Annotated in this window: 21 protein-coding genes, 1 tRNA gene and 1 riboswitch; of the genes, 7 read left to right on the top strand and 15 right to left on the bottom strand. The window is 68.3% G+C overall.

The features are described 5' to 3' along the window. Positions 1-52 precede the first annotated feature (52 nt). Positions 53-508 carry a DIP1984 family protein gene (locus OVO38_RS09055; protein ID WP_095275704.1) on the bottom strand — a complete coding sequence of 152 codons (456 nt, stop codon included), beginning with the start codon at positions 506-508 and terminating at the stop codon, positions 53-55. A gap of 390 nt (positions 509-898) precedes the next feature. Continuing rightward, on the bottom strand, positions 899-1,144 hold the full coding sequence (locus tag OVO38_RS09050; RefSeq protein ID WP_095275703.1) for a three-helix bundle dimerization domain-containing protein: 246 nt from the start codon (positions 1,142-1,144) through the stop codon (positions 899-901). Positions 1,145-1,394: 250 nt separating this feature from the next. Here OVO38_RS09050 and OVO38_RS09045 point away from each other — a divergent pair, with 250 nt between their 5' ends. Then, positions 1,395-1,874: a hypothetical protein gene (locus tag OVO38_RS09045; RefSeq protein ID WP_267208304.1), complete on the top strand. Its 480-nt coding sequence runs from the start codon at positions 1,395-1,397 to the stop codon at positions 1,872-1,874. On the opposite strand, the gene OVO38_RS09040 is transcribed toward OVO38_RS09045, so the two are convergent. Both OVO38_RS09040 and OVO38_RS09035 read right to left on the bottom strand, forming a co-directional pair. Continuing rightward, positions 1,799-3,238: a hypothetical protein gene (locus tag OVO38_RS09040; protein WP_267208303.1), complete on the bottom strand. Its 1,440-nt coding sequence runs from the start codon at positions 3,236-3,238 to the stop codon at positions 1,799-1,801. The genes OVO38_RS09045 and OVO38_RS09040 overlap by 76 nt on opposite strands. Continuing rightward, positions 3,222-3,947 carry a porin PorA family protein gene (locus tag OVO38_RS09035; protein WP_267208302.1) on the bottom strand — a complete coding sequence of 242 codons (726 nt, stop codon included), beginning with the start codon at positions 3,945-3,947 and terminating at the stop codon, positions 3,222-3,224. Before OVO38_RS09035 ends, OVO38_RS09040 begins: the two co-directional genes overlap by 17 nt. Between OVO38_RS09035 and OVO38_RS09030 the strand changes: the two genes are divergently transcribed. Next, a complete protein-coding gene (locus tag OVO38_RS09030) occupies positions 3,924-5,024 on the top strand; it encodes an acyltransferase family protein (protein WP_267208307.1) in 1,101 nt (366 codons plus the stop codon). The genes OVO38_RS09035 and OVO38_RS09030 overlap by 24 nt on opposite strands. On the opposite strand, the gene OVO38_RS09025 is transcribed toward OVO38_RS09030, so the two are convergent. Together OVO38_RS09025 and OVO38_RS09020 are read right to left on the bottom strand one after the other, a co-directional pair. Further along, positions 4,957-7,926 (bottom strand): alpha-(1->3)-arabinofuranosyltransferase domain-containing protein, encoded by a 2,970-nt coding sequence (locus tag OVO38_RS09025; RefSeq protein WP_416358585.1) that lies wholly within the window; start codon positions 7,924-7,926, stop codon positions 4,957-4,959. The two genes, OVO38_RS09030 and OVO38_RS09025, sit on opposite strands and share 68 nt — an antisense overlap. Before the next feature lie 27 nt (positions 7,927-7,953). Then, positions 7,954-8,163 carry a DUF2613 family protein gene (locus OVO38_RS09020; protein ID WP_095275761.1) on the bottom strand — a complete coding sequence of 70 codons (210 nt, stop codon included), beginning with the start codon at positions 8,161-8,163 and terminating at the stop codon, positions 7,954-7,956. A 71-nt stretch (positions 8,164-8,234) separates the two neighbouring features. Here OVO38_RS09020 and OVO38_RS09015 point away from each other — a divergent pair, with 71 nt between their 5' ends. Further along, the gene (locus OVO38_RS09015) at positions 8,235-9,464 is read left to right on the top strand and encodes a glycoside hydrolase family 3 N-terminal domain-containing protein (RefSeq protein ID WP_267208306.1); all 1,230 of its coding nucleotides are present in this window, start codon (positions 8,235-8,237) and stop codon (positions 9,462-9,464) included. Positions 9,465-9,531: 67 nt separating this feature from the next. Further along, complete coding sequence (locus OVO38_RS09010) at positions 9,532-11,235, top strand: VanW family protein (protein WP_267208300.1); 1,704 nt, start codon at positions 9,532-9,534, stop codon at positions 11,233-11,235. A gap of 7 nt (positions 11,236-11,242) precedes the next feature. Here OVO38_RS09010 and OVO38_RS09005 read toward each other — a convergent pair whose 3' ends face one another. After that, positions 11,243-12,070 (bottom strand): esterase/lipase family protein, encoded by an 828-nt coding sequence (locus tag OVO38_RS09005; protein ID WP_239214308.1) that lies wholly within the window; start codon positions 12,068-12,070, stop codon positions 11,243-11,245. 115 nt (positions 12,071-12,185) lie between these two features. Continuing rightward, positions 12,186-12,297, top strand: a riboswitch (SAM riboswitch). A 16-nt stretch (positions 12,298-12,313) separates the two neighbouring features. On the opposite strand from OVO38_RS09005, the gene OVO38_RS09000 reads away from it, so the two are divergent. Then, positions 12,314-12,859, top strand: coding sequence for a hypothetical protein (locus OVO38_RS09000; protein ID WP_267208299.1), 546 nt, complete (start codon positions 12,314-12,316; stop codon positions 12,857-12,859). Positions 12,860-13,077: 218 nt separating this feature from the next. On the opposite strand, the gene OVO38_RS08995 is transcribed toward OVO38_RS09000, so the two are convergent. Further along, a tRNA-Gly gene (locus tag OVO38_RS08995) sits at positions 13,078-13,151 on the bottom strand. Between the two features lie 90 nt (positions 13,152-13,241). Between OVO38_RS08995 and dcd the strand changes: the two genes are divergently transcribed. Together dcd and OVO38_RS08985 are read left to right on the top strand one after the other, a co-directional pair. Then, positions 13,242-13,805: a dCTP deaminase gene (gene dcd, locus OVO38_RS08990; RefSeq protein WP_095536034.1), complete on the top strand. Its 564-nt coding sequence runs from the start codon at positions 13,242-13,244 to the stop codon at positions 13,803-13,805. A gap of 265 nt (positions 13,806-14,070) precedes the next feature. Then, positions 14,071-15,390 carry a UDP-glucose dehydrogenase family protein gene (locus tag OVO38_RS08985; RefSeq protein WP_267208298.1) on the top strand — a complete coding sequence of 440 codons (1,320 nt, stop codon included), beginning with the start codon at positions 14,071-14,073 and terminating at the stop codon, positions 15,388-15,390. A 22-nt stretch (positions 15,391-15,412) separates the two neighbouring features. Here OVO38_RS08985 and OVO38_RS08980 read toward each other — a convergent pair whose 3' ends face one another. The 7 genes from OVO38_RS08980 to OVO38_RS08950 form a co-directional block, all read right to left on the bottom strand. After that, entirely contained in the window at positions 15,413-16,711 is a 1,299-nt protein-coding gene (locus OVO38_RS08980) for a pyridoxal phosphate-dependent aminotransferase (protein ID WP_267208297.1), read from the bottom strand. Positions 16,712-16,720: 9 nt separating this feature from the next. Continuing rightward, positions 16,721-17,353, bottom strand: a complete 633-nt coding sequence (locus OVO38_RS08975) for a DUF1707 SHOCT-like domain-containing protein (RefSeq protein ID WP_267208296.1) — start codon at positions 17,351-17,353, stop codon at positions 16,721-16,723. Between the two features lie 21 nt (positions 17,354-17,374). After that, positions 17,375-18,370 carry a substrate-binding domain-containing protein gene (locus OVO38_RS08970; protein WP_267208295.1) on the bottom strand — a complete coding sequence of 332 codons (996 nt, stop codon included), beginning with the start codon at positions 18,368-18,370 and terminating at the stop codon, positions 17,375-17,377. A 16-nt stretch (positions 18,371-18,386) separates the two neighbouring features. Then, complete coding sequence (locus tag OVO38_RS08965) at positions 18,387-18,683, bottom strand: hypothetical protein (RefSeq protein WP_095275691.1); 297 nt, start codon at positions 18,681-18,683, stop codon at positions 18,387-18,389. Between the two features lie 9 nt (positions 18,684-18,692). After that, the gene (locus OVO38_RS08960) at positions 18,693-19,988 is read right to left on the bottom strand and encodes a Na/Pi symporter (protein WP_267208294.1); all 1,296 of its coding nucleotides are present in this window, start codon (positions 19,986-19,988) and stop codon (positions 18,693-18,695) included. Positions 19,989-20,099: 111 nt separating this feature from the next. Then, a complete protein-coding gene (locus tag OVO38_RS08955) occupies positions 20,100-21,980 on the bottom strand; it encodes an ABC transporter ATP-binding protein (protein WP_122085880.1) in 1,881 nt (626 codons plus the stop codon). Beyond that, positions 21,977-23,680, bottom strand: coding sequence for an ABC transporter ATP-binding protein (locus OVO38_RS08950; RefSeq protein ID WP_095537488.1), 1,704 nt, complete (start codon positions 23,678-23,680; stop codon positions 21,977-21,979). Before OVO38_RS08950 ends, OVO38_RS08955 begins: the two co-directional genes overlap by 4 nt. Between the last annotated feature and the right edge of the window lie 22 nt (positions 23,681-23,702).

Below are 23,702 nucleotides of genomic sequence, written 5' to 3'. Positions count from 1 at the left end.
GGGAGAGAAGTTCGCCGCGGTGCTGCGCGACGTGGTTGGCGCAGGCCGCTAGCTAGCGCAGCTCCGTGGACCAGTTCAGCTGCTGGATCTTCGTGTCCAGCTGGCGGTACTCCTTGGCAGCGCCGTCGGACATCTTGCGCAGCGCGGCCGCATCCACGGTGGGCACGTAGCGCACCTCGGAACGCGAGTAGCGGTCGATCCGCGCCGTCGCCGAGTCCGCGACCGCGGAGTAGAAGCGGCCCGCGCGGACCAGCGCGTCGCGGCGCGCGATTGCGTCGGTCAGCGTGGCGTCGCCCTCGAAAGGCGTGACCGAGTTGGTGTGGTTGATGCGGCGCACCAACACCTCAATCTGTTCCAGCACGTGCGCTGCCTCTTTGAGCAGCTCGGCTGGGTCCTCGGCGGGCTCGTCGCCCTCCTGCACGCGCGCCTGCTCAACCAGGCGGGAGCGCAGCTCGTCTAGGCGGTGCTGCGCCTCGGCGCGTTGTGCGAGTGCCTCTGCAAGCAACATGGTGGCCCCTTTCCTTTTTACGTATGCGTCCCCGTATCCCAACCCTCACGGGTCCCGGGTGTGGCGGGAGTGCGTCTTCCAACACTGCGGTAATACTCAGTTATCTGTGCGTTCCCTGGTGGGGAGTGCTCGTGTGCTCGATGCAGGCCGCGTCACAATGCAAGGGGTGGCCGTGCGGCAAAGGGCCTGATCAGAGTCTCCAGCCTTACCCGGGCTGGCGCGGGTGAGTGTTCGCTAAGACGCACGCCGCGGCCCGGGGTTCCCGCTACCGACAGCATGTAGCAGGACAGTATAGCAAAAACCGCAGCCCCCGGCCCGCGTTGTGCGGGGAGGGGGCTGCGGTTGTGCTGTGCTTGCGGCTCGCGTACGCGACGCCTGTGTCTGCGACGTTTACGCAGCAGTGGCGGGCCACAAGTTGCCGGAGCGCAGGCGCGCGCTCATCTCAGCCTCGACCAGGACCGGGATGAAGTGGTCTAAGGTCGCGCTGTCGCGGTGCGCCTTGAGAATGGAATCGAAGGCCAAGCCGATCTCTTCGGCGTCGAAGCGGTCGGACCACTCGGCGATAAGGTCTTCGCGGATGTTGCGCAGTGCGCGCTCGCGGATAATAGAAAAGTCGATGTTGTTGATGTCCTTCATGAGGGTCTCCTTTGCTGTGTCTTGGGGTAGTTCCCCCGGACTACCGGGTACGTAACCTTTTGTTCATCTGCGGTTAACTTTAGTGGCGTGGGTTTAATCATGCAAGGATTTCAATGATTGGGTCTGCTCATTTATTGGAGTGGGCCAACTAAAAACGGAATATACGCTGGTAAGCGGGTTTGCCTACGAAATTTCAGTGATCCATATATGCGTGAATAAAAATACGTGTGAACACTGTTACGCTTGTGACATGACCAACCTGGAACGTGACCGCAAGGTGAACGGCGTGCCCTTGGCCGTCATTCTTGTCGCCACGGTACTGGTGGTGCCGATGGTCGGTGGATTCCGCTCCGACCCGTTCAGCTGGATCCTTCTGGGATGCTTCGCCGCCTACGCCTTCCTTTACTCGCGCATCACGCTGCACGTCCGCGTTGATGACCGTGGAGGTAACTCCGCCCTGCAGCTGCGCCTTGCAGGCCGAGAAACCGCGATCCCGCTGGATCGGATCACCGGCGTCGAAGAGGCAGGCCCGCAACCGAGCCTGTGGTCTTGGATGTTCTCCCCACCGCACTTAAGCGGCCCACGGAAGGTCGACGGCGCTGAGTGTTACTCCGTCGGTGGCCCGACAGTACGCATCAACACCGCAGACGGCGACTACGCCGTTTCCGTGCCCGACCCCGAGACCTTCGCCGCCGAGCTGCGCGAGCGCCTCCCCACAGCCACCGCGTAGGCCAGCGCCGCCAAGTAACCCGCGAAAAGCGCAATCCCCACCGGCGGCAGCCCGCGCGGGGGCGCGCCGGTCTCCAGCACTCGCCCGTCCGGGTACACCACCAGCCCCACCTCGAGCTCGCGCAACCGCGCCACATCGACCGGCTCCTGCTTCACAGCCTCGTGCGCCGCGACCCACCGGGGAGAGGGCGGGTCGACGAGGGTGGCGTCGACAAGCAAAGCCCCGGACTCCACGACATTCATGCACTTCGGCGCCGGATCCACCGTCGGCTCACCGCGCACGAGCGTCAGCGGCGCACGCTCAGCGAAATACACATCTCGGCCCGCGGCCGCCACCGCCGGGCATTCGACAGCGCCAGGGCGCAGCTTTGCGACGCTCACCGCACCGTCCGGCACCTGCAACAGCGCACACGCGAGCGCGGCTGCGGCGCGACGCGGGGTGAGCGCCCCCGCCGCCGCGACGAACGCCGGAATAGCCAGGATGAGCCACTTCTGCGCGTCGCGGAGCAAACCGCCACCGGGTACGTGCGTGACCACGGGGTTGGTCAGGCCCGCCCAGGACGCGAGCGCGACCGCGAAGCCAGCCGCCGCCAACGCCAGCCAGCGGCGCGGAACCGCACGCCACCCCAGCCCGAGCAGCACGAACAGCGGGATGCCGAACAGGGCAAAACCGACCTCGCGCGAAGCCGGGACCGCCGCCCCGTTCCAAATGCCGCCCAGCCCCATGAGCGCGCCGAGGGTGCCCACGTACTGCTCGGCGCGCGGCGCGAACGCGGCAGCGCTTGCTGCAGTCGCGATCCCGCCACCAGCGGCGAGCGCACCCGCCACCACCCACAGCGCGCACGACAGCGCGGCGACGACCAACCCCGCCCGGCTGCGCACGAAGCAGGCGGCGGAAATCGCCCCGGTGGGGGTGAGCGAGGCGACCCACTGCGCCACCGGACCCGCCCTTCCACCCAGCGCGACCAGGGGAATGAGCCACGCGGCGACGGCGAGCGACCACTGGCCCTGCAGCAGACGCTCGATGACCAGGGGGTTCCACACCGCCACGGTCATCGCCGCCGCCTTGCCCAGCGGGTGGGTGCCCAGGCGGTGGCCGGCAACGGCCGCGGCGGTGGCTGCGCCGATGACGAGCACGCGCACGAGCAGGACCGGGAACGGGACGAGGCCCAGCAGCGCGTCCTGCGGCACGTTGCGCGCGGGCAGGTCGCCGAAGCCGAGCGAGGCGCGGGTGAGCGCCATGTCGGGCAGCACCATCATGTCGCGCAGCGCGAACGCCTCACCAGGTAGGAAAAACGGCCAGGTCAGGCCCAGCACCAGCAGGGTGCCGTAGGCGGGCAGCAGGTACTTAGCGGCGGCGCGCAAGGAGCACCAACGCCCACACGATTGCAATTGCGGCGACGAACCGGGTCAGCAGCGCCATGATCTGCAGCGCGCGCAGCCACGTCGTTTCGCTGCGGGCGCGGTCCACCGCCGCGGACTTGGAGGCGTCATCGAGTGCCCAGACGCCGGAGGGGAGAGACCAGGTTTCGTCGATAAGCGTGCCTGTGCGTCGCTCCGCATTGACCGTGCGCTGGGTGCCGTCGGGCAGCGTGGCGCGGTACTGGTACGTATCCAGGCCGCCGACGGAGCCCGGGCCGAGGTAGTCCAGCGGGACCGTGGCCTGCGCGCCGGGGTCGAAGTAGGGGTACGAGCGGCGCTCCGGGCGGTACGGCAGGTAGGCGCCGAGGCCCTGGCGGTCCTTCTCCGGGAAGGCGGTGGTGGGGTTGATCTGGAAGGAATCAGTAAACGCGTTCGGGCCCGTCTGCTCGGTGGAGAGCGTGTAGATGTTCTTGTCCTTGCCCGTCGTGGGGTCCGCGGCCGTGGACTTCTCCAGCGTCGTCGTGCGGGTGAAGTGCTCACCGTCGGGGCCGTCGAAGGTCATCGCGTACGTGCCGGTGGGCATGGTGCGCTGGTGGGCGATGACGATCGGCGATGCAATGTTGAACGCCAGCGCGCCGACAGCGATGCCCGCCGCCCACGCAAGCTTGCGCTTCTTTACAATGTCCACATCGAAAAGCTCACCGAAAACCACACTCGAAACTCTAACCTACTGCCGGAACTCGAGGGCCTGCGCGCCGTCGCCGCCCTCGGGATCCTGACCACGCACGTCGCGTTTCAAACCGCGAACCACTCGCCGCTGCTCGCGCGCTTCGACTACTTCGTCGCGGTGTTTTACGCGCTGTCCGCGTTCGTGCTCGCCCGGCGCGGGCCGCGGCCCGGGTACCTCGCGCGCCGAGCGGCGCGCATCGCGCCCGCGTACGTGGTGTGCGTGGCCGTGGTGTTGCTCGCGCTGCCGGCGCTCGGCGGAGTGGGTGTGGGCCAGGCGGTGGCGAACCTGCTCATGCTGCAGATCTACGTGCCCGATGGGCTGATCGCGGGGCTGACCCAGATGTGGTCGCTGTGTGTGGAGGTAGCGTTTTACCTGGTCCTGCCGCTGTACCTGGCGCGCGGCGGGCGGGCGCGCAGGCGGGTGCTCGCCGCGGCGGTGGTGGCGGGGCTGGCCTGGCCGTGGCTCATCCAGCCGCTCTCCAACCCGGAGGTGGTCAACCTGCAGATCTGGCCGCCGTCGTACGCGCCCTGGTTCGCGGTGGGGCTCGTCTGCGCGGAACTGGAGCGCGTCGGCCTGCGCTATCGCGGCCCGCGCTGGCCGTTCCCGCTGCTGGCTATGCCGGTGGCGTGGTTCGCCGGGGTCGTCGGGCCGGAGGGGCTGACCCACCCCACGCCGGCCGAGTTCAACGTGCGCGTCCTGCTCGGCGCACTCTTCGCCGCCCTGTTCGTTGCGCCCTACGCGCTCGGGCCGAGGGAGGGCGGGACGCTGCTGTCTACGCGGCCCGCGATGTTGGCCGGGCGCTGGTCATACTCCGTGTTCCTGTGGCACATGGCGGTGCTGGACCTGGTGTTTCCGGTGCTCGGGGTGCCCGTCTTCGGCGGACACTTCTGGCTGGTCCTGGCCGTGACGGCGGCCGCGAGCCTGGCCGTGGGCTACGTTTCCTACGAGCTCGTGGAGGTGCCCGGCGCGCGGGTGATGCGCGCGGCGCTGGCTACTCGTCGCGGTCCGGCCACGCCAGGCACGCCACCGCGAAGCACCCCACAACCGGCAGGAGCGTAGCGCCCGCATAGCTTGCCGACGGCCACGGGGCCCTCGCCAGCACCAGCCCGGCGACCGCCAGCGCGCCACCGGACAGCCACGCGGACGGCAGTACGGTGAAGCGCCGGATGGCCCACGCGGAGACCGCGGCGACGAGCCCCGCGACCGGGCCGGCGGCGACGACGGCGACGGTGGCGAGCAGCGGCGCGGCGCGATCGACGCGGGGCAGCTCCGGCGGATCGGCCATGCCGCCGTCGCCCCGCCTGCGCACCACTGCCACCAGGCACGCCAGCGCGACGAGGGCGCTGAACGCGCCGCCGAGCAGGAGGGAGTACCGGTAGGTCGCCTCGCCGGCGAAGTACATGCGGAACTCGCCCGAGGCTCCGGCGGGGACGGTGAAGGCCTGGGTCGCGGCGTCGACAAGCGTGGGCTCGAGCGCGTGACCGCCGACGGTGGCGCGCAGGCCAGCATTGAACGCGCGGGTGGTGATGATGGTGCGCGCGTGGTCGGCGGGGGCGAGCGTGGCGGGCAGCGGGGACCAATTGGGTGTCGGCGCCTCGCCGCGGGTGAGCGCGACGGCGTCGCGGCGGGTGAACAGGTCGTGGGGGCCCGCGGGCAGGTGGACGGGGCCGGAGGGGTAGCGGGTGCCGTCGATGGTGGCGGGCGCGTCGAGGTGCCACGTGGCGTCGACGGCGGTGGTGAAGCGGCGCTGGATCACCTGCGTCTCGGGGAAGTGGCGCTGGAAGAAGTAAGTGTCGGCGGTGCCGGGGACCTCCACGGTGCGGGACACGCCCGCGTCGAGCTCGGCGATACCGACGCGCTCGGTGAGCCCGATGCGCGTGGTGCCAGGCGCGCGGATCGTGCGCGGTTCGCCCGCGACGAGGGTGACGCGGCGCTGCGCCCCGCCCGTGAGCTCCACGGTGGTGGTGCGCGTGGCGGTGAGCGTGAGCGACTCCGCTACCGGCGGCACCTCGATCCACGGGTGGTGGTCGCCCGGCGCGGGCCACCACGCGGTCTCCGGGGCGCCGTCGAAGGCGCTGGTCAGCGACGCCCCGGCGACCGCCCCGCCGAACGCGTTCGCGTCCGCGGCGGAGGAGGAGGCGCGCACCTGCCCGCCGTCCTCGGCGACGCCGACGCGCGTGCCGGCCGACGGGTAGTCGGGCAGCCGGTTGCCCACGTTGCCGCCCTCGCCCTGCGCCAGTGGCGCGGACTGCGCGCCGCGGAGCGTACCGTAGTTGCGCTCGGCCAGCGCCGGGGTGTCCGTGACCACGTTCGCATGCCTATCGACGAGCCGCGCCGGGAAGTACCCCCACCGCGCCCACAGCAGCGGGAGGACCTCGCCGCCGCCGTCGACGGTGACCGGTTCCGCGTCTGTGATCATGGCGTCGCGCTGGGGCTCGAGGAGGTAGATGTCGACGCCCGTGTCGTCCCCCTCGCCCCGGAAGCTCACGGTGGGCTCGCCGAGGTTGCGCGCCACGTAGGCGGGGTCTACCGGCGGGGCGGTGGTGGCGGGCGGGCCGGTCGCCAGGTCGTGGCGCACCACCACCGCGCCAACGCCGATGGCGCGCAGCGCCTCCGGGTCCACCGCACGCACCTGGCCGTCGAGGCCGCGGATGGCTTCCGGGTCGGCGAGGGGGACGGCGTCGCGGAACGCGAAGCGGGTGCTGGTCAGCGCCTGGATCGGCTCGTCGCGAGTCCAGCCCCAGGTCTGGCGGGCGAACGAGGCCGACGGCACGACCAGCGTACGGGTGCCCGCGGCGTGCTCCTCCAGCCACTCGCCGGCGGCGACCCACTCGGGCGAAATCTCCGTCCACGTGCCGTCGGGGAGCAGGCGCAGCGACCACGCCGGCGCCACCGCGACCGCGGCGGTGAGGACCACGCCGACGGCGCGGGGGCGGTTGATCCGAGCGAGGAGGTGGCCCACGCCGATGGCCAGGGGGAGGCGGACGAGTGGGTCGAATTTGTGCAGGTTGCGGAAGGGGGCGAGGGGGCCGTCGAGAAGCGGGACCCAGAAATGTGCGGAGCCGAAGAGGGCGAACCCGACGGCGAGCATGACCACCCACGCGCTGCGCCACGGGACGTCGCGGCGCGCGAGGCCGGCGAGGCCGAAGCCGGCCACGAGCGCGGTGGCCAGGACGAAGACGGGCTCGCCGACGACGAGGAAGCCGGCGGTGCGCTCGGCGTCCACGAACGGCGCCCAGCTGGTGGCGCCGCGCAGGACCTCCACGGGGTTGAGCCAGGCGGTGGTGACGGAGGCGGACTCGATGAACTCCGTAAACGGCGGCGAGTAGCGGCCGAGCACCAGCAGCGGCCCGATCCACCACGTGGACACCGCCGCCGCGCCGAGAGCGAACCAGGTGGCGCGGGCGTACTCGCGGCGGCACAACAGCCAGATGAGCGCGGGCACGCAGGCGGCGATGGTGGCCGTGGCGTTGACCGCGCCCATCGCCGCGACCGCGAGCACCGCGCCGGCGACGCGCGGGCGGGCCCGGGCGAGCGGGATAAGCGTCCACGGCACGAGCGCCACCGGCCACGCCTCCGAGGAGATCGCGGTGAGCGTGGTGAGGATGCGCGGCGACAGCGCGTAGAGCAGCGCCGCCGTGACCTGCGGGACGCGGCCGCGCACCCCGGTGCGGCGCGCCAGGAGCAGCGCGCCCGAGTACGCCAGGCACACAAGCAGGGTCCACCAGGCGCGCTGCGCCACCCACTCCGGCACCCCGGCGAAGTGCGTGAGCAGGAAGAACGGGCCCTGCGGGAAGAGGTAGCCGTAGGCCTGGTTCTGCACCTGGCCCAGGGGGAACTCGTCGGTATAGGCGTGCGTGGCGCGGGCGAGGAAGCGCGCCGGGTTGACGGAGAGGTCCAGCTTGGTGTCGGCGGCGACCCGGCCGGGCGGCTGCAGCAGGACGGTGAGCGCCAGCAGCACCCAGCCGCCAATGTGTGCGCGCAACGGCTACTCCCGGGAGCCGTACTCCGGCCCGCCCAGCACGGCATCGTCCGCAGCCACGGCCCCGCCCTGGGGCACGGTGCTCTGCCCGGAGACGGAGGCGACGCCCAGCACGCCGACCACCCCGAGCACGGCACCGACGACCGCGGAGGCGATCACCGGGTTGGCGGCACGGCGCGGCAACGATGCAGGCAGGCGCAGAACTTGGTGGGACATGCGCATGAGCCTACCAGCACGACTACACTAGTACCGTTTCTTCCAACTCGAAGGGGGCGCGCGTGCCCAAGATGCCGCAGCGGAACCGGGCGGTCGCCGTGTGCGTCGGCGGCGTGCTCGCCGTGGCGCTGCTCGTCGCCGCCCTCACCGCGCGCCCCGAGCTGGGCGGCGAGCCCTCCGACACGGCCCAGCAGGAACCCACGCAGACCGTCCAGTCAGAACAGCCAGAACAGTCAGGGGAGCCCGCCGCGGTCGTCCCGCCCGCCCCGCAGCCGGCCCCGAGCGCGCCGCAAAGCCCGGCGCAGCAGCGCGTCCCCGCGGACTTGCGCGCGCGGGTGGCGTCGCTGATGGTGGTCGGCGTGACCAACGAGGCGCAGGCCCGCGCGGCGCTCGACCAGGGCGTCGGTGGCCTGATCATCCCCAGCTGGGCCGACCCCGCGCTGCTCACCGCGGAGGGCCACAACATTGAGGCGCTGCGCGCGCAGTACCACCACCCGTTCTCCGTGGCCATCGACTTCGAGGGCGGCCGCGTCCAGCGCCACACCGACGTGATGGGCAGCTTCATGGCCCCGCGCGAGCTGGCCGCCCGCCCGCCCGAGGTCATCCAGGGCACCGGCTACGACATCGGCCGTTCCCTGCGCGGGCGCGGCGTCAACGTGGATTACGCCCCGCTCCTGGACCTTGACGTTTCCGGCCTGGACATCGTCGGCGACCGCGCGTTCAGCGGCCACCCGGACGAGGTCGTGCGCGTGGGCACGCTGTTTGCGCAGGGGCTTATCGACGCCAACGTCACCCCCACCTTCAAACACTTCCCCGGCCACGGCCGCGCCTCCGGCGACACGCACCACCAGCTCGCCGTGACGCCGCCGCTGGACCAGGTACGCGAGCTGGACATGCGCCCGTTCGGCCCGCTCCTGCAGCGCTTCCCGCGCTCGAGCGTGATGATGGGCCACATGATCGTCCCCGGCATGGGACCGGAAGGCGTGCCCAGCTCCCTGAACCCGGAGGCGTACCGCATCCTGCGCGACGGCGACTACCCGGGCGGCGTCCCGTTCGAGGGCGTCGTGGTCACCGACGACCTCTCCGGCATGCGCGGCATCCTGGACTACGCACCGACGCCGGAGGCGGTCAAGCGCGCGATCGCGGCGGGCGCGGACCAGGCGCTTTGGTCCTCGGGCGCGGACGTGCCGCAGGTGATCGACGGGGTCGTCGCCGCCGTGCAGTCGGGCGAGCTGCCCGAGGCGCGCGTGAACGAAGCCGCGGCGCGCGCCCAGCAGCAGCTGATCAACACCGGCCTGTAAGTCAGCGGCCAGCCACGCATGCGAATTCGTTGCTACATCTACTACCCCATCTACTACCCTGTGACAGGTGACTACTTCCCACAGGCAAACTTCGTCGCACCGCCGCGGCGGGTCGTCCGGTAAGGCGGGCAAGATCGCGCTCGGCGCCGTCCTTGGCCTGCTCGCCGTCGTCCTGGCCGTATACCTGGCGGACCTGGCGCTCAACCGCGGCAACGTCCCCCGCGGCACCACGGTCGGCGGCGTGGCCATCGGCGGCATGTCGCCGGACGAGGCGCGCGAGCACCTGCAGGGAGAGCTTGGCGACGTCGCCGAGCAACCAATCCAGGTCTCGGCGGCAGACAAGCGCGCCCAGCTCGTGCCGACGGCGGCGGGGCTGGGGATCGACTGGCAGGCGACTGTGGATGCGGCGGGGATCCAGTCCGCGAACCCGATCCCGCGACTGACGGGCCTGTTTACGCAGCACGAGGTGGACGTGCAGGGGAGCGTCGATAAGCACAAGCTCGACCCAGAACTGGCACGGGTGAAGGACGAGCTGTACGTGGCGCCGGTAGACGGCGCGATCCACGTCGACGGCGGCAAGGCGAATGTGACCGACCCGAAGCTGGGGCAGGAGGTGAACCCGGCCGACCTGGAGACTGCGGTGACGGACGGCTGGCTCGACCCGGAGGGCGTGGACGTGGAGCCGCAGCCCGTGGAGCCCGCGATCAATGACGCGGTGATTACGCAGGCGATGGACGGCCCGATCAAGGCTGCGCTGGGCGGGCCGCTGACCGTCAACGGCCGCGACGGCGTGACGGCGACCATTCCGCAGGAGCGGATGGGCGAGGTCGTGCAGTTCAACAACGTGGAGGGGCGCATCCAGCCCGACGTACACCGCGACGTGGTGGGCGCGATCCTTGGTGAGGCGCTCGGCGGGACGCAGACCGAGATGCGCAACGCGCGCGTGCTCGAGGGTGGCGGGGTCGAGCCCTCACAAGACGGCACCGAGGTGGACTGGGACGCGACCTTCGACGGATTCGAGGACCGCCTCCTTGGCGATGGGGAGCGTACCTGGGACGCCGCGTACCGTCCGGTCGAGGCCGACTTCACCACCGAAGACGCGCAGAACGCCACCTTTAACGAGGAGGTCGGGTCCTTCACCACAGGTGGTTTCTCGGGCCCCTCCGGCACCAATATTGCGCTGGTGGCGCAGACCGTCAACGGCGCGATTGTGAACCCGGGCGAGACCTTCTCGCTCAACGGCTACACCGGGCCGCGCGGCACGGCCCAGGGCTACGTGGAGTCCGGCATTATCCTCAACGGCCACTCCGACATGGCCGTGGGCGGAGGCATCTCCCAGTTCGCGACGACGCTCTACAACGCCGCGTACTTCGCGGGCATGACGGACATCGCGCACACGCCGCACTCCTACTACATCTCCCGCTACCCGGCGGGCCGCGAGGCCACCGTCTACGAGGGCGCGATCGACCTGCAGTTCCGCAACGACTCGAACCACCCCGTGCGCATCCAGACCGGTGTGAGCGGCGGCGAGCTCACCGTGAGCCTCATGGGTGTGAAGACGGTGCGCGTCGAGTCCGCTAACGGCGGGCGCTGGGCACAGACCCAGCCGAACACAATGAATCTTTCGGGCGCGACGTGCAGCCCCTCCGGCGGCTCGCCCGGGTTCACCACCTCGGACACCCGGAGTATTTACGACCTCTCCGGCAACCTCATCGACCAGGAGACCCAGACCACGGTCTACGACCCCGAGCCGATTGTGAAGTGCGGCTAGGTCCCGTTTAGGCCCACGGGATGGGCGGCGGGGTGTGCTCCCCGCGCTCGCGGGTGAGGCCCCACAGCGTGAGCTCGGTGAAGACCGGGTCGCGTTCCATCAGCGCGTGCCGCGGGGCGTAGCCGTCATAAGCGTCGGCGACGTTGATGTTCACCACGTCCGCCCCGTCGACGGCGGCCAGCATGGACGTCGCATTGGGCGTGACCAGCACGTCCGCGGGCGAGTACAGCGACGTGTACACGATACCCGGCACCGTATCGGGCACGTTGAGACGCGTACGCACCCACGGCGAGTCCGCGAGCTGCTGGATCACGCCTGGCGACGCCAACGCCGACGCCGCCCGCGGGTGCCGCGTAATGAACGGGGTGAAGCGGGGAGCGCGGCCGCGCACGTCGGTGCCGTGGAAGTTCGCGCCCATGGCGACCACGCGCCGCACCTTCGGCGCGCCCCCGTTGGCGATGAACAGCTTGGTCATGAGCCCACCCTGCGAGTGCGCCACGATGTCTAACTTCGCAGCCCCGGTCTGCTCCAGGACGTGGTCCACGTTCGCGTGCACGTCCTCGATGATGCTGTCCAGGTTGCCCATGCCGTAGAAGCCGGGGGCGAGCATGTCGCCGTAGTCGGCGCCCCACACCCAGAAGCCTTCGTCGCGCAGGCGCTCCGCGTTGGGGCGGAACGCCCGGGCGCGGCTGGTTACGCCGTGGATGTACATGACTGGGGTGGTGTACGAGGGCGAGAAGTCCGGGTCGTTGAAGGGCAGCGGTGGTCGGTTGCGCGCGGCGTTGGCCGCGCCGAGTGCGGCCGAGCCGGCGACGATCATGGTGGCGAGCTTCATGCGTATCCAGCATATGTGGTTGCGCGCTTCCTTGACCGGGAGTTTTCGCTCCGATACGCTGGTCGACGGATCAAGAAGTCCGACGCGCTCTTTCTAGTGACTGCTGTTGCAGTGTGATTTGAGCAAGGCCTCCCGGCCCGTCGGCTGGCAACCGCGCAGATCGCGCACGGTGCCCCCGGGAGAAGATCTGTCGGCGTTTGCAACACCGCGCGCCGAAAGTGCGACCTTCCAAGGAGAGCCCTCATGGCTTTGACGTCCTGGCTTCCCGCCACTTTGGACAACATCAACCAGACCGTACTGACCTTTTCCGCTGGTGGTGAGCTGCACGTCCGTGTGTTTGGCACCCAGCTCGCGGCCTTCGACGTGGTTCAGCGGATCGGCACGAACTTTGAGTACTCGCCGGAGCGCAACCGTCTGCGCGCGGCCGCTGCGGAGGGAGGCGTCCCCGGCGAGGAGGTCCCGCTTCCGCCCGCCCGCGGTTATGCAGCGGTGGATCACACCCACTGCAGGCTCGTGGCGGATGGCCACCGCCCGCACTGGATCCCGGTCACCCGCGCCGCGAACTCACGCGACGGCGAGGCCGGCGGGTGGACACGGGTGGAGATCCTGCAGGTCGAGGGCACGCGCGTGACGTTTGCTACCGACGACGGCGTGGTCCAGGGCTGGTTCCACAACCCCGACGTGCTGGCCACCGGGTGGCGCTACCACCCGAAGTGGCGGGTGCTGGAGGCCGCGTCGGGCGAGGTCGCCGTGCTCGCCGCCCAGCCGATCGGGGCGTGCTGGGCGTAGGCGGACGGAGCTCCGGGGGTTGGGTGCCCTTTCTGAGCACCTACATGACGAGGACAGGATGACGAGGGTGCGACAAAAATTCCGTGTCTTCGTCACCCTGCCCTCGTCAAACAGGCCAAACCCCCAACCCCGCCCCGAGCCAGACACACCGCACACAAAAACCGCACACAAAAAAGCCCGCCTCCCGGTACGAAGCGGGGAAGCGGGCCTCATCAAATTGGAGCCGGCGACGAGAATCGAACTCGCACTCTCAGCTTGGGAAGCTGATGTTCTACCACTAAACTACGCCGGCATTCTGCCGCGCCGAATCAGCGCGACAATGGCAATACTTTAGCACCGTCCCGCGCTGAAACGGAAAACGAGCCTGCCGTATGCTTGTGGCGTGCTTCTTTCAGACCATGACATTCGCGACGCTATCGACTCCGGCAAGCTCGGCATCGACCCCTACGATGCTGCCCTGGTGCAGCCGAGCTCGATCGACGTGCGCATGGACAAGTTCTTCCGCGTCTTCAACAACTCGAAGTACACGCACATCGACCCGAAGCTGGAGATGCCCGACCTCACCACGGCCGTGGAGGTCCCCGAGGGCGAGGCCTTCGTCCTCCACCCCGGCGAGTTCGTCCTCGCGTCCACGCTCGAGTGCTTCACGCTCCCCGCGGACCTGGCCGGCCGCCTGGAAGGCAAGAGCTCGCTTGGCCGCCTCGGCCTGCTCACGCACTCCACCGCGGGCTTCATCGACCCGGGCTTTTCCGGCCACATCACCCTCGAGCTGTCCAACGTTGCCAACCTGCCGATCACGCTGTGGCCTGGCATGAAGGTGGGCCAGCTCGCGATCTTCAACATGTCGTCGCCGGCCGAGGTCCCCTACGGCTCGGGCGCGCTCGGTTCGAAGTACCAGGGCCAGCGCGGGCCTACGCCGTCGCGCGCGTACCTAAACTTCCAGTAGGGCATTTCGCTTTTCGACGCCCACCGTGCAGGAGTTACTGCAGCCCCTCTTTGTAATCGCTCATTTGGGCCGTTCTTGGCGGCTCCTTGTTTGCAGTTCTTCGAACGTAACAGAGAACTGCGTGACCTATTTTGCAAAAACCGCAGTTTTTGCAAAATAGGATTGTGTTTCAGTCTTCTTTCTTACAACTTTGAAAAAACGGCAGCCCCGTCCCGCGTCCCCCTCACCCTGCCCCGTCTCACAGGAACGGGCATAATAGGCAGTTATGCGGATGACAGTAATTGGCACCGGTTACCTCGGTGCAACCCACGCGGCATGCATGGCTGAACTTGGCCATGAGGTGCTTGGCGTGGACGTAGACGAAGCAAAGATCGATCGACTCAAGGCTGGGGAGGTCCCGTTCTACGAGCCGGGCCTGCCCGAGGTCCTTGAGCGCAACATGGAGGCCGAACGCTTGGACTTCACCACCTCGTACGAGGAGGCGGCGGCGTTCGGCAACGTGCACTTCATCGGTGTGGGCACCCCGCAGCAGCGGGGGTCCTACGCGGCGGATACCCGTTACGTCGAGGCCGTGATCGATTCGTTGGTGCCGCATCTGGAAGGCGAGCACGTCATCCTGGGGAAGTCGACGGTGCCGGTGGGCACGGCCGCGGAGCTGCAGGCCCGCGCCGATGCGCTGGCCGCGCCGGGCACGTCGGTGGAGATTGCGTGGAACCCGGAGTTTCTCCGCGAGGGCTACGCGGTCAAGGACACGATCGAGCCGGACCGCATCGTGCTGGGCGTTCGCCCGGAGCACTCCCAGGCGGAGGCTATCGCGCGCGAGGTCTACGCCACCCCGCTGTCCAAGGACACGCCGTTCATCGTCACCGACCTGCAGACCGCTGAGCTGGTGAAGGTGAGCGCCAACGCGTTCCTGGCCACCAAGATCTCCTTTATCAACGCGGTCAGCGAGGTCTGCGAGATCGTCGGCGCCGACGTCACCAAGCTCGCCGACGCCATCGGCTACGACGACCGCATCGGCCGCAAGTTCCTGGGCGCCGGCCTTGGCTTCGGCGGCGGCTGCCTGCCCAAGGACATCCGCGCGTTCATGGCGCGCGCCGGCGAGCTGGGCGCCGACCAGGCGCTCACGTTCCTGCGCGAGGTGGACGCGGTGAACATGCGTCGCCGCGAGCGCGTGGTGGACATGGCGCGCGAGGAGCTCGGCAGCCTGATCGGCCGACGCATCACCGTTCTCGGCGCGGCGTTCAAGCCGAACTCGGACGACGTGCGCGATTCGCCCGCGCTCGCCGTCGCCGGCCAGCTCTCGCTCGCGGGCGCCGCGGTGCGCGTCTTCGACCCGGAGGCGATGGACAACGCCCGCCGCGTCTTCCCCACGCTCGATTACGCCGACACCCTCGATGACGCGCTGACCGGCGCTGAGCTGGTCATCCTCGCCACCGAGTGGAAGCAGTTCAAGGAGATGGATCCGGTCGCCTCGGCCAAGCGCGTGGAGCAGCGAGTGCTTATCGACGGCCGCAACGTCCTCCCCGTCCCCGCGTGGCAGGAGGCCGGATGGACGGTGCGGGCGCTCGGCCGCTCGCTGTAACCAGCACTCCGCGAGTGCTCAGCTAGTGCTGGTGGTAGTCGGCGAGGAAGTTCCCCAGGCGTTCCAGCGCGTTTTCCAGCTGGGACGCCCACGGCAGCGTGACCACGCGGAAGTGGTCCGGGGTGGGGTAGTTGAAGCCGCGGCCCTGGACCATGAGGATCTTCTCGGACTTGAGCAGGTCGAGCATGAAGCGCTCGTCGTCGTGGATGCCGTACATCTCCGCGTCGATCTTGGGGAAGCAGTACAGCGCGCCCTTCGGCTCGACGACGGAAACGCCAGGGATCTCGCGGAGCTTGCGGACGGCGACGTCGCGCTGCTTGTGCAGGCGGCCGCCCTCGGCGGTCAGCGAGTAGATGGACTGGCGGCCGCCGAGCGCCACCTGGATGGCGTGCTGACCAGGCACATTGGCGCACAGGCGCGTGCCGGAGAGCAGGTCGATGCCCTCGATGAAGCCCTTCGCGCGGCGGCGCGGTCCGGTGATGACCATCCACCCGGCGCGGTAGCCGCAGACACGGTACGCCTTGGACAGGCCGTTGAAGGTGATGGTGACGACGTCGGGGGCGACCTCGGCCATGCAGGTGTGCTGGGCGCCGTCGTAAAGGATGCGGTCGTAGATCTCGTCGGCGAAGATCATCAGCTCGTGCTCGCGGGCAATGTCAGCGATGCCCTCGAGGGTCTCGCGGGAGTAGACGGCGCCCGTCGGGTTGTTGGGGTTGATCACCACGATGGCCTTCGTTTTGTCGGTGACCTTAGAGCGGATGTCCTCCAGCGACGGGTTCCAGTCGTCCTCTTCGTCGCACAGGTAGTGCACGACCTTGCCGCCGGCGAGGGTGGAGGCCGCCGTCCACAGCGGGTAGTCCGGGGCGGGGATGAGGATCTCGTCGCCGTCGTTGAGCGCGGCCTGCGTGACCATGCTGATCAGCTCGGAGACGCCGTTGCCCAAATACACGTCGTCGATGTCGCAGGGCGGGAAGCCGTCGATAAGCTCATAGCGCGTGACCACGGCTCGGCGGGCGGACGTGATGCCCTTGGAGGTGGTGTAGCCCTGGGAGGTGGGGAGGTTGGCGATCATGTCGCGCATGATCACGTCCGGTGCCTCGAAGCCGAACACGGCGGGGTTGCCGGTGTTCAGTTTGAGGATGGTGTGGCCGTCGCGCTCCATCTCCTCCGCGGTCGCGGAAACGGGCCCGCGGATGTCGTAGAAGACGTTTTTGAGCTTGTCGGCCTGGTCGAAGTGGCGGTGTGCACGCTTGCTGCGTGTCGACGCCACCGTCTCGGGATTGGCTGGCTGGTCTGGGGTTTTGGGATGTTTCTTGGCCATAGGGCCATATTAGTCGCGGCGGCGGAACCTGTTGAGGGATTCTTGAGCAAAGTTGAGGGTATCGCCGGTGAGTTGGTCGATCTGCTCGCGGCGCTCTGCCTTCCTGCGCGCCGCGTCGTAGGCGCGGTCCGCCTCCAGCTCCAGCTGCTTGGCGCGCACGAGGCGGCGCTTGGAGCGCTCCATGTCGCGCAGCGACGGCGAGTACCAGGAGTCCGGCCCCACCTTCATCACGTAGAGCAGGATGAACAGGACCGGGATGACCACGAGCACGGCGGGGAGCGAGGCCGCCGCGGCGAGGGTGATGCTGCCGATGGTGCCCAGCCAGAAGATGCCGGCGCGGGTGCGGCGGCCGGAGCGGCGCGCCTCGACAAGCTCGCGGGCGGTGAAGACGGGCACGTCGTGCTGGGCCGCCGGCATGCCGGCGCTGGAGCCCATGACGGGTGCCTGGGGGATGTCGGCGAACAGCGGCACGAGGTCCGCACGGGTCTGCGCCTGGGTGCAGCACTGGCAGCGCTCGTCGTACTCCCCGAGGGTGAGGCGGCCCTCGCTCAGCGCCTCCCCGAGAGCGGACATTGCCTCGGTGCGGTCCGCGTCAGAAAGCCGGATGTGTTCCGGCTGGGTGGGCTGGAAAGCGCTGCTCATCGGGGAAATGCTCCTTACAGTTCACAGAGAGAGTAACGGCCCCACCATAGCACCGTAGGTGGTGCTTGAGGTGCTCCAGCGATCGTCGGCGCCGGTGACGCGATCGTCGAAGCGCGTGCGGGCGTCGTTGTACTCCTGCTCGGGCAGCTGGTAGAAGTACACGCGCGGCAGGACGCCCTCAACGCGGTTGAGGTAGGTGCCCATGAAGTCCGCGAGCGCGTCGTTGCCGTCGAGGACCTCGGCGCTGACGTAGACGAACAGCGGCCTGGACAGCGGGTACTCGCCCTCCTGCGTGGCTTCGCGGGAGGGGGAGACGCCGTCGACGAGGACGTTGTCGATCAGGTCGCGGGTTTCGCCGTCGGTGGCCAAGTAGTTGCCAACGCCCATGAAGCCGATGCCGTTGGGGTCGTCGGCGATCCAGCCGGACAGCTCGTCGATGTCGTCGGTCGCCTCGTAGTCGTCGCGGATAGTGTCGCCGCCGAGGACCTTGTCCTTGAACACCTCGAGGGTGCCGGAGCCGTCGGGGCGGCCGTAGAGGGAGATCTCCTCGTCCGGCCAGGACGGGTCGATGTCGGACCACTTGGTCACCGGGGAATCCGCCGCCCAGATGTCGTGGAGCTGCTCGGTGGTGAGGTCCTGGGCCCAGGTGTTGTCGGCGTGCTTCACAATGGTCACTGCGTCGAGCGCGATGGGCAGCTCGATGAACTCGACACCATTGTCGCTGCACTGCTGCTGGTACTCCTGCGGGATGGCCACGGAGGAGTCGTTGAGGTCGGACTTGCCGTCGCAGAACGCCTCGAACCCGTCGGTGGAGCCGTCGGCGGAGATGCGCACGTCGTGGTCGGTGCGGTCCGCGATGAAGGAGGTGATCGGCTCGACGGTGGCGGAACCGGTGACGCGGATCGCGCCGCCGGAGACCGGGTCGTTGTCGCTCTCGGCGTCGCTGCCTGCGCAGGCGGTCAGGCCGGTCGCCGCGAGGGAGAGCGCGGCGGTCAGTGCGATGAATTGCTGCTTCATACGTGCTGTGCCTGCCTTACTGGTGCTTCTTGGTTGCTTCGTTGCGGAACTCACGGAAGAAGGTGAGCACGTCGCGCCAGCGCGGGCGGGTCATCTCCAGGTACTCCGGGATGCGGTTAAGCTCCTCCAGCTGTTCCGGCGTGAGGCGCTCGTGGTCCGTCTTGCGGCGCATCTCGAGCTCGGCGCGCAGGACGCTCGTGGTTTCTTCGAGCTCGTCGATGAGCTGCTGGAGTTCGTTGTTCGGCGCGTCGGCGTCGATAAGCTTCTGGGCGCGCTGGCCGGACTTTGACTGTGCGTTGTCGGGGGTGGTCATGGGGGCTCCTTAGAAGAAGACGTTGGTGATGAGGACGGCGAGCAGCGGGAGGGCGAAGAAGACACCGCCGACCCAGAGGAAGACGTACCACTTGTTCTTGTCCGCCATGGTGGCCAGCCAGTCTGCGCCCTTCGGCGGGAGGGCGCGCAGGAACGGCAGGGACATGATGACGAGTGCGCCGAAGACGTTGAACATGGTGTGCACAAGTGCACCCTGCATTGCCGCCTCGGCCTCGACACCGGAGGCGGAGAACGCGGCGATGAGGCCGGTGATGGTGGTACCGATGTTGGCGCCGACCACGAACGGGAACAGCTCCTTGACCTTGAACTTGCCGGAGGCAGCGAGCGGGACGGTCAGGGAGGTGGTGGTGGAAGAGGACTGGACGGCGGTGGTGATCACGGCACCGGAGAGGATGCCGGTGACCGGGCCGCGGCCCAGCGCAGCGTGCAGCATTTCCTGGGCGCGGCCGACCAGCAGTGCAGAAAGCATCTTGCCGATGAAGCCGATGACCACCAGGATCAGGGCCACGCCGCCGACGGCGAGGACGATGCCGCCCCACACGTCACCCAGCGGGCTGACGATGAGCTTGGCCAGGTTGACCAGCGGCTCGGTGATCCCGTCGACGCCGTTACCGATCGCGTCGAAGATGCCGGCGAGCACGCCGTCGCCCTCACCCGCGAGAGAGCCGGCGAACACACCGGAGACCTTGGACAGGAAGCCGGTAAAGATCTCCAGCGGGAAGAAGATCGCCAGCGCGAGCAGGTTGTAGAAGTCGTGCACCGTGGCCATGGAGAACGCGCGGTGGAACTGCTGCTTGTTGCCCGACAGACCGAGCGCCACCAGCGTGGAGGTGACCGTGGTACCGATATTGGCACCAAAGAGCATCGGCACCGCGACCTGCAGAGGCAGGCCACCGGCGATCATGCCGACGGTAATGGAGGTGGTGGTGGAGGAGGACTGCATGATGGCGGTGGCGAGAATACCGACCGCCAGGCCCACGAACGGGTTCTCGGCGAAGGAGAACAGTTCCTTCGCCTGGTCGCCCGCGGCCATCTTGAAGCCGGCGCCGATCATGCCGACGGCATTGAGGAGCAGCCAGATCGCAAGGACGACGGAGATCCACTCCGCGACCTTCTTGGCGGTGCCGCTCAGCGGCAGCCAGCCGAGCGGGTCGGCGGTCGTCTCGTCGTCCGCGTTCTTTGGCGCGTCCGTGTCCGGGGCGGGTTTCGTCTTGGTGGCAACGGCGGTGCTGCCGTGTGCCACGTCGCGCGCGCCGGTCTCGGCGTGCTTGGCATCTCTGCTCATGTGCGCTCTCAATCAACGTCGTATGGACTTGGTCGAGAGTGCACCTTATGAGCAAGAAGCGGAATTGCTGTGTATTTCCGGTTAACTTCCGGGGAATTGTATAAAGGTAGCCTAGCTATGTGAGAACTGGCTCTGGTACAGCTCGTGGTACGCGCCCTTGCGCTCGAGCAGTTCCTCGTGCGTGCCCTGCTCCACGATCCGCCCGGCCTCCATCACCAGGATCACGTCCGCGTCCCGGATGGTGGACAGGCGGTGCGCGATGACAAAGGAGGTGCGCTGCGCCCGCAGCGCGTTCATCGCCCGCTGCACCAGCACCTCGGTGCGCGTATCCACCGACGAGGTCGCCTCGTCCAGAATCAGGATGCCCGGCCGCGAGAGGAACGCGCGCGCAATGGTGATCAGCTGCCGCTCGCCCGCGGAGATGGAGCCGCCGTCCTGGTCCACGATGGTGTCGTATCCGTCGGGCAGCGCGTGCACGAAGCGGTCCACGTAGGTCGCCTTTGCGGCCTCGATGACCTCCTCGTCCGTCGCGTCGAGGCGGCCGTAGCGGATGTTTTCCATGATCGTGCCCTTGAACAGGACCGCGTCCTGCAGCACCATGCCGATCTGGCTGCGCAGGTGGGGGCGCGTGAAATCGCGGATGTCGTGGCCGTCGATAAGGATTGCCCCCTCGTCCACGTCATAGAACCGCATGATGAGGTTGACCAGCGTCGTCTTGCCCGCGCCGGTCGGCCCCACGATCGCGGCGGTCTGCCCCGGCGCGACGCGCAGCGAGAGGTCCTGGATCAGCGGCTCGTCGGTGTAGGAGAAGGACACATCGCGGAACTCCACCAGGCCTTCGGGCCGCGCGCTTGTCGACGCCCCCTCGACATCCGCCACCTCTTCCTCAGCGTCGAGCAGCTCGAAGATGCGCTCCGCCGACGCGACGCCGGATTGGACCATCTGCATCATGCCGGCGATCTGGCCGAGCGGCTGGTTGAACTGGCGGGAGTACTGGATGAACGCGGTGGCGTCGCCAAGCGTCATGTGCCCGTTGGCCACGCGCAGGCCGCCGAAGACGGCGATGGCCACGTAGGAGAGGTAGGACACGAACTGCATGATCGGCTGCATCGAGTTGGACAGGAACTGCGCCTTCTGTGCGGCGCCGGTGAGCTCCTCGTTGCGCGCGTCGAAGGTGCGGCGCAGCTCCTCGGTGCGGCCGAAGATGAGCGCGACGTCGTGGCCGGAGAAAGCCTCCTCAACCTGGCCGTTCACGGCGCCGGTGGCCTTCCACTGTGCGGCGAACTGCTTCTGCGAGCGGGTCCCCACCACGCCCATCGCCACCGCGGTGAGCGGGATGGCCAGCAGCGCGAGCAGGGCGAGCTGCCAGGACAGCCAGAACATCATGACGATGATGCCCACCAGGGTGATCACCGCATTGAACATCTGCGACAGCGCCTGCTGCAGCGCCTGCTGGACGTTGTCCACGTCGTTGGTGGTGCGGCTCATCACGTCGCCGCGCTGGCGGGAGTCGAAGTAGTTGAGCGGCAGCCGGTTCAGCTTCGTCTCGACCCGCTCGCGTAGGTCGTAGACGGTGCGCATGGTCAGCCGGTTCAGCAGCGCGCCCTGCGCCCACATGAGGACGGAGGAGCACAGGTACAGGGCGAGGATGACAATGATCAGCTCGCGCAGGTGGTCAAAGTCGATGCCCTCGCCGGGCCGCAGGTCCATCGCCTCGGCCATGTCGGCGAAGCGGTCCTGGCCGGCGGCGCGCATGCCCTCCACCGCCTGCTCCTTGGTCACCCCGCCCGGCATGCGGGCGGAGATCGCGCCGGAGAAGATCACGTCCATCGCCCGTCCCATCACGCGGGGCGCGTAGACCGACAGCACGACCGACGCGGTGTTCATGATGAAGATCGCGATGAGCGCGATCTTGAACGGCTCCAGCAGCCCGATCAGCTGCTTCGCCGAGGGCCAAAAATGTTTCGCCTTCCGAGGCTCTTGCTCACTCATGCCTGCACCGCCTTCTGGCTCTGCTCAATTTCCCGATACGTCTGGCTGCTTTCCAGCAGCTCCTCGTGGGTGCCGCGTGCCACGATCTCGCCGGCTTCCATCACGAGGATCTGGTCGGCACCGCTAATCGACGCCACCCGTTGCCCCACCACAATCACAACCTTGCCCGCGGTGTACTCGGTCATCGCGGCGCGCACGCGCGCGTCCGTGGACGCGTCGAGCGCGGAGAAGGAATCATCAAACAGGAACACGTCCGGCTGCGCCACCAGCATGCGCGCGATGGAGAGGCGCTGGCGCTGCCCGCCGGAGACGTTCGTGCCGCCCTGCGAGATCTCCATGTCCAGGTCGTCGACGAAGTCGGCCTGCGCCGCGCGCAGCGCGTTCCACAGCTCCTCGTCCGTCGCGTCCGGGTTGCCCATCCGCAGGTTCGAGGCGACGTTGCCGCTGAACAGCCAGGGCTTCTGCGGGACCATGGAGACACGCTCGACGATGTCGGGGCGGGCCAGGTTGTCGATGGGGGTGGCGTCGAGAAGCACTTGCCCCTCGGTGGCCACATGCAGGCGCGGGATGAGGCTGAGCAGCGTCGTCTTGCCCGAGCCGGTGGCGCCGATGATCGCCGTGGTCGTGCCCGGGCGGGCGGTGAAGCTCACGCGCTTGAGAACGGGTGCGTCGGCGCCGGGGTAGGTGAAGGTGACGTCGCGGAACTCCACCTCACCGGTGCGGGCGGTGGGGGAAGTAGGGCGCGCCGGCTCGACGATCTGCGGGGCGTGGCCCAACACCTCCGCCACGCGGCGGGCGCACACGATCGCGCGCGGCAGCATCATCAGCATGAACACGCCCATCATCACCGCCATGAGGATCTGCATGAGGTACTGCATAAACGCGGTGAGCGCGCCCACCTCTACCAGGCCCTCGTCCACGCGGTGGCCGCCGAACCAGAGCACCGCTGCTGTCGCCAGGTTCAGGATGAGCATGATGACCGGGAACATGGTCACGAATACCCGGCCGATATTCAGGCTGAGTTTAGTGATCTGCTGATTCGCGTCTGTGAACCGCTCGGTCTCGTAGTCCTCGCGGGCGAACGCGCGGACCACGCGGATGCCGGCGATCTGCTCGCGCAGCAGGACGTTGATTGCGTCCAGCCGCTTCTGCATCTGCTTGAACAGCGGCATAAGAATCGCCACGATGACGCCCACCACGACGGCGAGCACGACCACCGCCGTGACAACGAGCCAGGACATCCCCGCATCCTGGCGCAGGGCCATGATGATGCCGCCGATGGCCATGATGGGTGCGGCGACCATGAAGTTCATGAACAGCAGGAATGTCATTTGCACCTGCTGGACGTCGTTGGTGCCGCGGGTGACTAGGGTGGCGGTGCCGAAGCGGGCCATGTCCTCGCTGGTGAAGCCCGATACTCGGTCGTAGACGGCGGCCCTGATGTCCCGGCCGGTCTTCATGGCCACCTGGGAGGCGAACCACACCGCGCCGATGGCCGCCACGATCTGGATGAGTGCGACGATGAGCATGCGCAGGCCCACGTTCCAGATGTAGGGCACGTCTGCGCGCGCGACACCGTTATCAATAATGTCTGCGTTGAGGTCCGGTAGGTACAGCGTGGCGAGGGTGGTAACCAGCTGGAGTATGAGCACCGCGAAAATCTCACGACGATAGCGAGCGAGTCGGCGGAACAGATCCATCTAGTCTCCTGAATTCACAGAA

Source organism: Corynebacterium sp. Marseille-P8863 (assembly GCF_946902955.1).
Lineage (GTDB): Bacteria > Actinomycetota > Actinomycetes > Mycobacteriales > Mycobacteriaceae > Corynebacterium > Corynebacterium gottingense.
Note: the sequence above shows the minus strand (reverse complement) of the source record. Positions and strands in the feature narration are given on the sequence as shown.

Bases quoted from the DNA above. Each gene is read 5' to 3' on its own strand.
- OVO38_RS09055 (WP_095275704.1), bottom strand. From the start codon at position 508: ATGTTGCTTGCAGAGGCACTCGCACAACGCGCCGAGGCGCAGCACCGC.
- OVO38_RS09050 (WP_095275703.1), bottom strand. From the start codon at position 1,144: ATGAAGGACATCAACAACATCGACTTTTCTATTATCCGCGAGCGCGCA.
- OVO38_RS09045 (WP_267208304.1), top strand. From the start codon at position 1,395: ATGACCAACCTGGAACGTGACCGCAAGGTGAACGGCGTGCCCTTGGCC.
- OVO38_RS09020 (WP_095275761.1), bottom strand. From the start codon at position 8,163: ATGTCCCACCAAGTTCTGCGCCTGCCTGCATCGTTGCCGCGCCGTGCC.
- OVO38_RS09015 (WP_267208306.1), top strand. From the start codon at position 8,235: ATGCCGCAGCGGAACCGGGCGGTCGCCGTGTGCGTCGGCGGCGTGCTC.
- OVO38_RS09005 (WP_239214308.1), bottom strand. From the start codon at position 12,070: ATGAAGCTCGCCACCATGATCGTCGCCGGCTCGGCCGCACTCGGCGCG.
- OVO38_RS09000 (WP_267208299.1), top strand. From the start codon at position 12,314: ATGGCTTTGACGTCCTGGCTTCCCGCCACTTTGGACAACATCAACCAG.
- OVO38_RS08985 (WP_267208298.1), top strand. From the start codon at position 14,071: ATGCGGATGACAGTAATTGGCACCGGTTACCTCGGTGCAACCCACGCG.
- OVO38_RS08980 (WP_267208297.1), bottom strand. From the start codon at position 16,711: ATGGCCAAGAAACATCCCAAAACCCCAGACCAGCCAGCCAATCCCGAG.
- OVO38_RS08975 (WP_267208296.1), bottom strand. From the start codon at position 17,353: ATGAGCAGCGCTTTCCAGCCCACCCAGCCGGAACACATCCGGCTTTCT.
- OVO38_RS08970 (WP_267208295.1), bottom strand. From the start codon at position 18,370: ATGAAGCAGCAATTCATCGCACTGACCGCCGCGCTCTCCCTCGCGGCG.
- OVO38_RS08965 (WP_095275691.1), bottom strand. From the start codon at position 18,683: ATGACCACCCCCGACAACGCACAGTCAAAGTCCGGCCAGCGCGCCCAG.
- OVO38_RS08960 (WP_267208294.1), bottom strand. From the start codon at position 19,988: ATGAGCAGAGATGCCAAGCACGCCGAGACCGGCGCGCGCGACGTGGCA.
- OVO38_RS08955 (WP_122085880.1), bottom strand. From the start codon at position 21,980: ATGAGTGAGCAAGAGCCTCGGAAGGCGAAACATTTTTGGCCCTCGGCG.
- OVO38_RS08950 (WP_095537488.1), bottom strand. From the start codon at position 23,680: ATGGATCTGTTCCGCCGACTCGCTCGCTATCGTCGTGAGATTTTCGCG.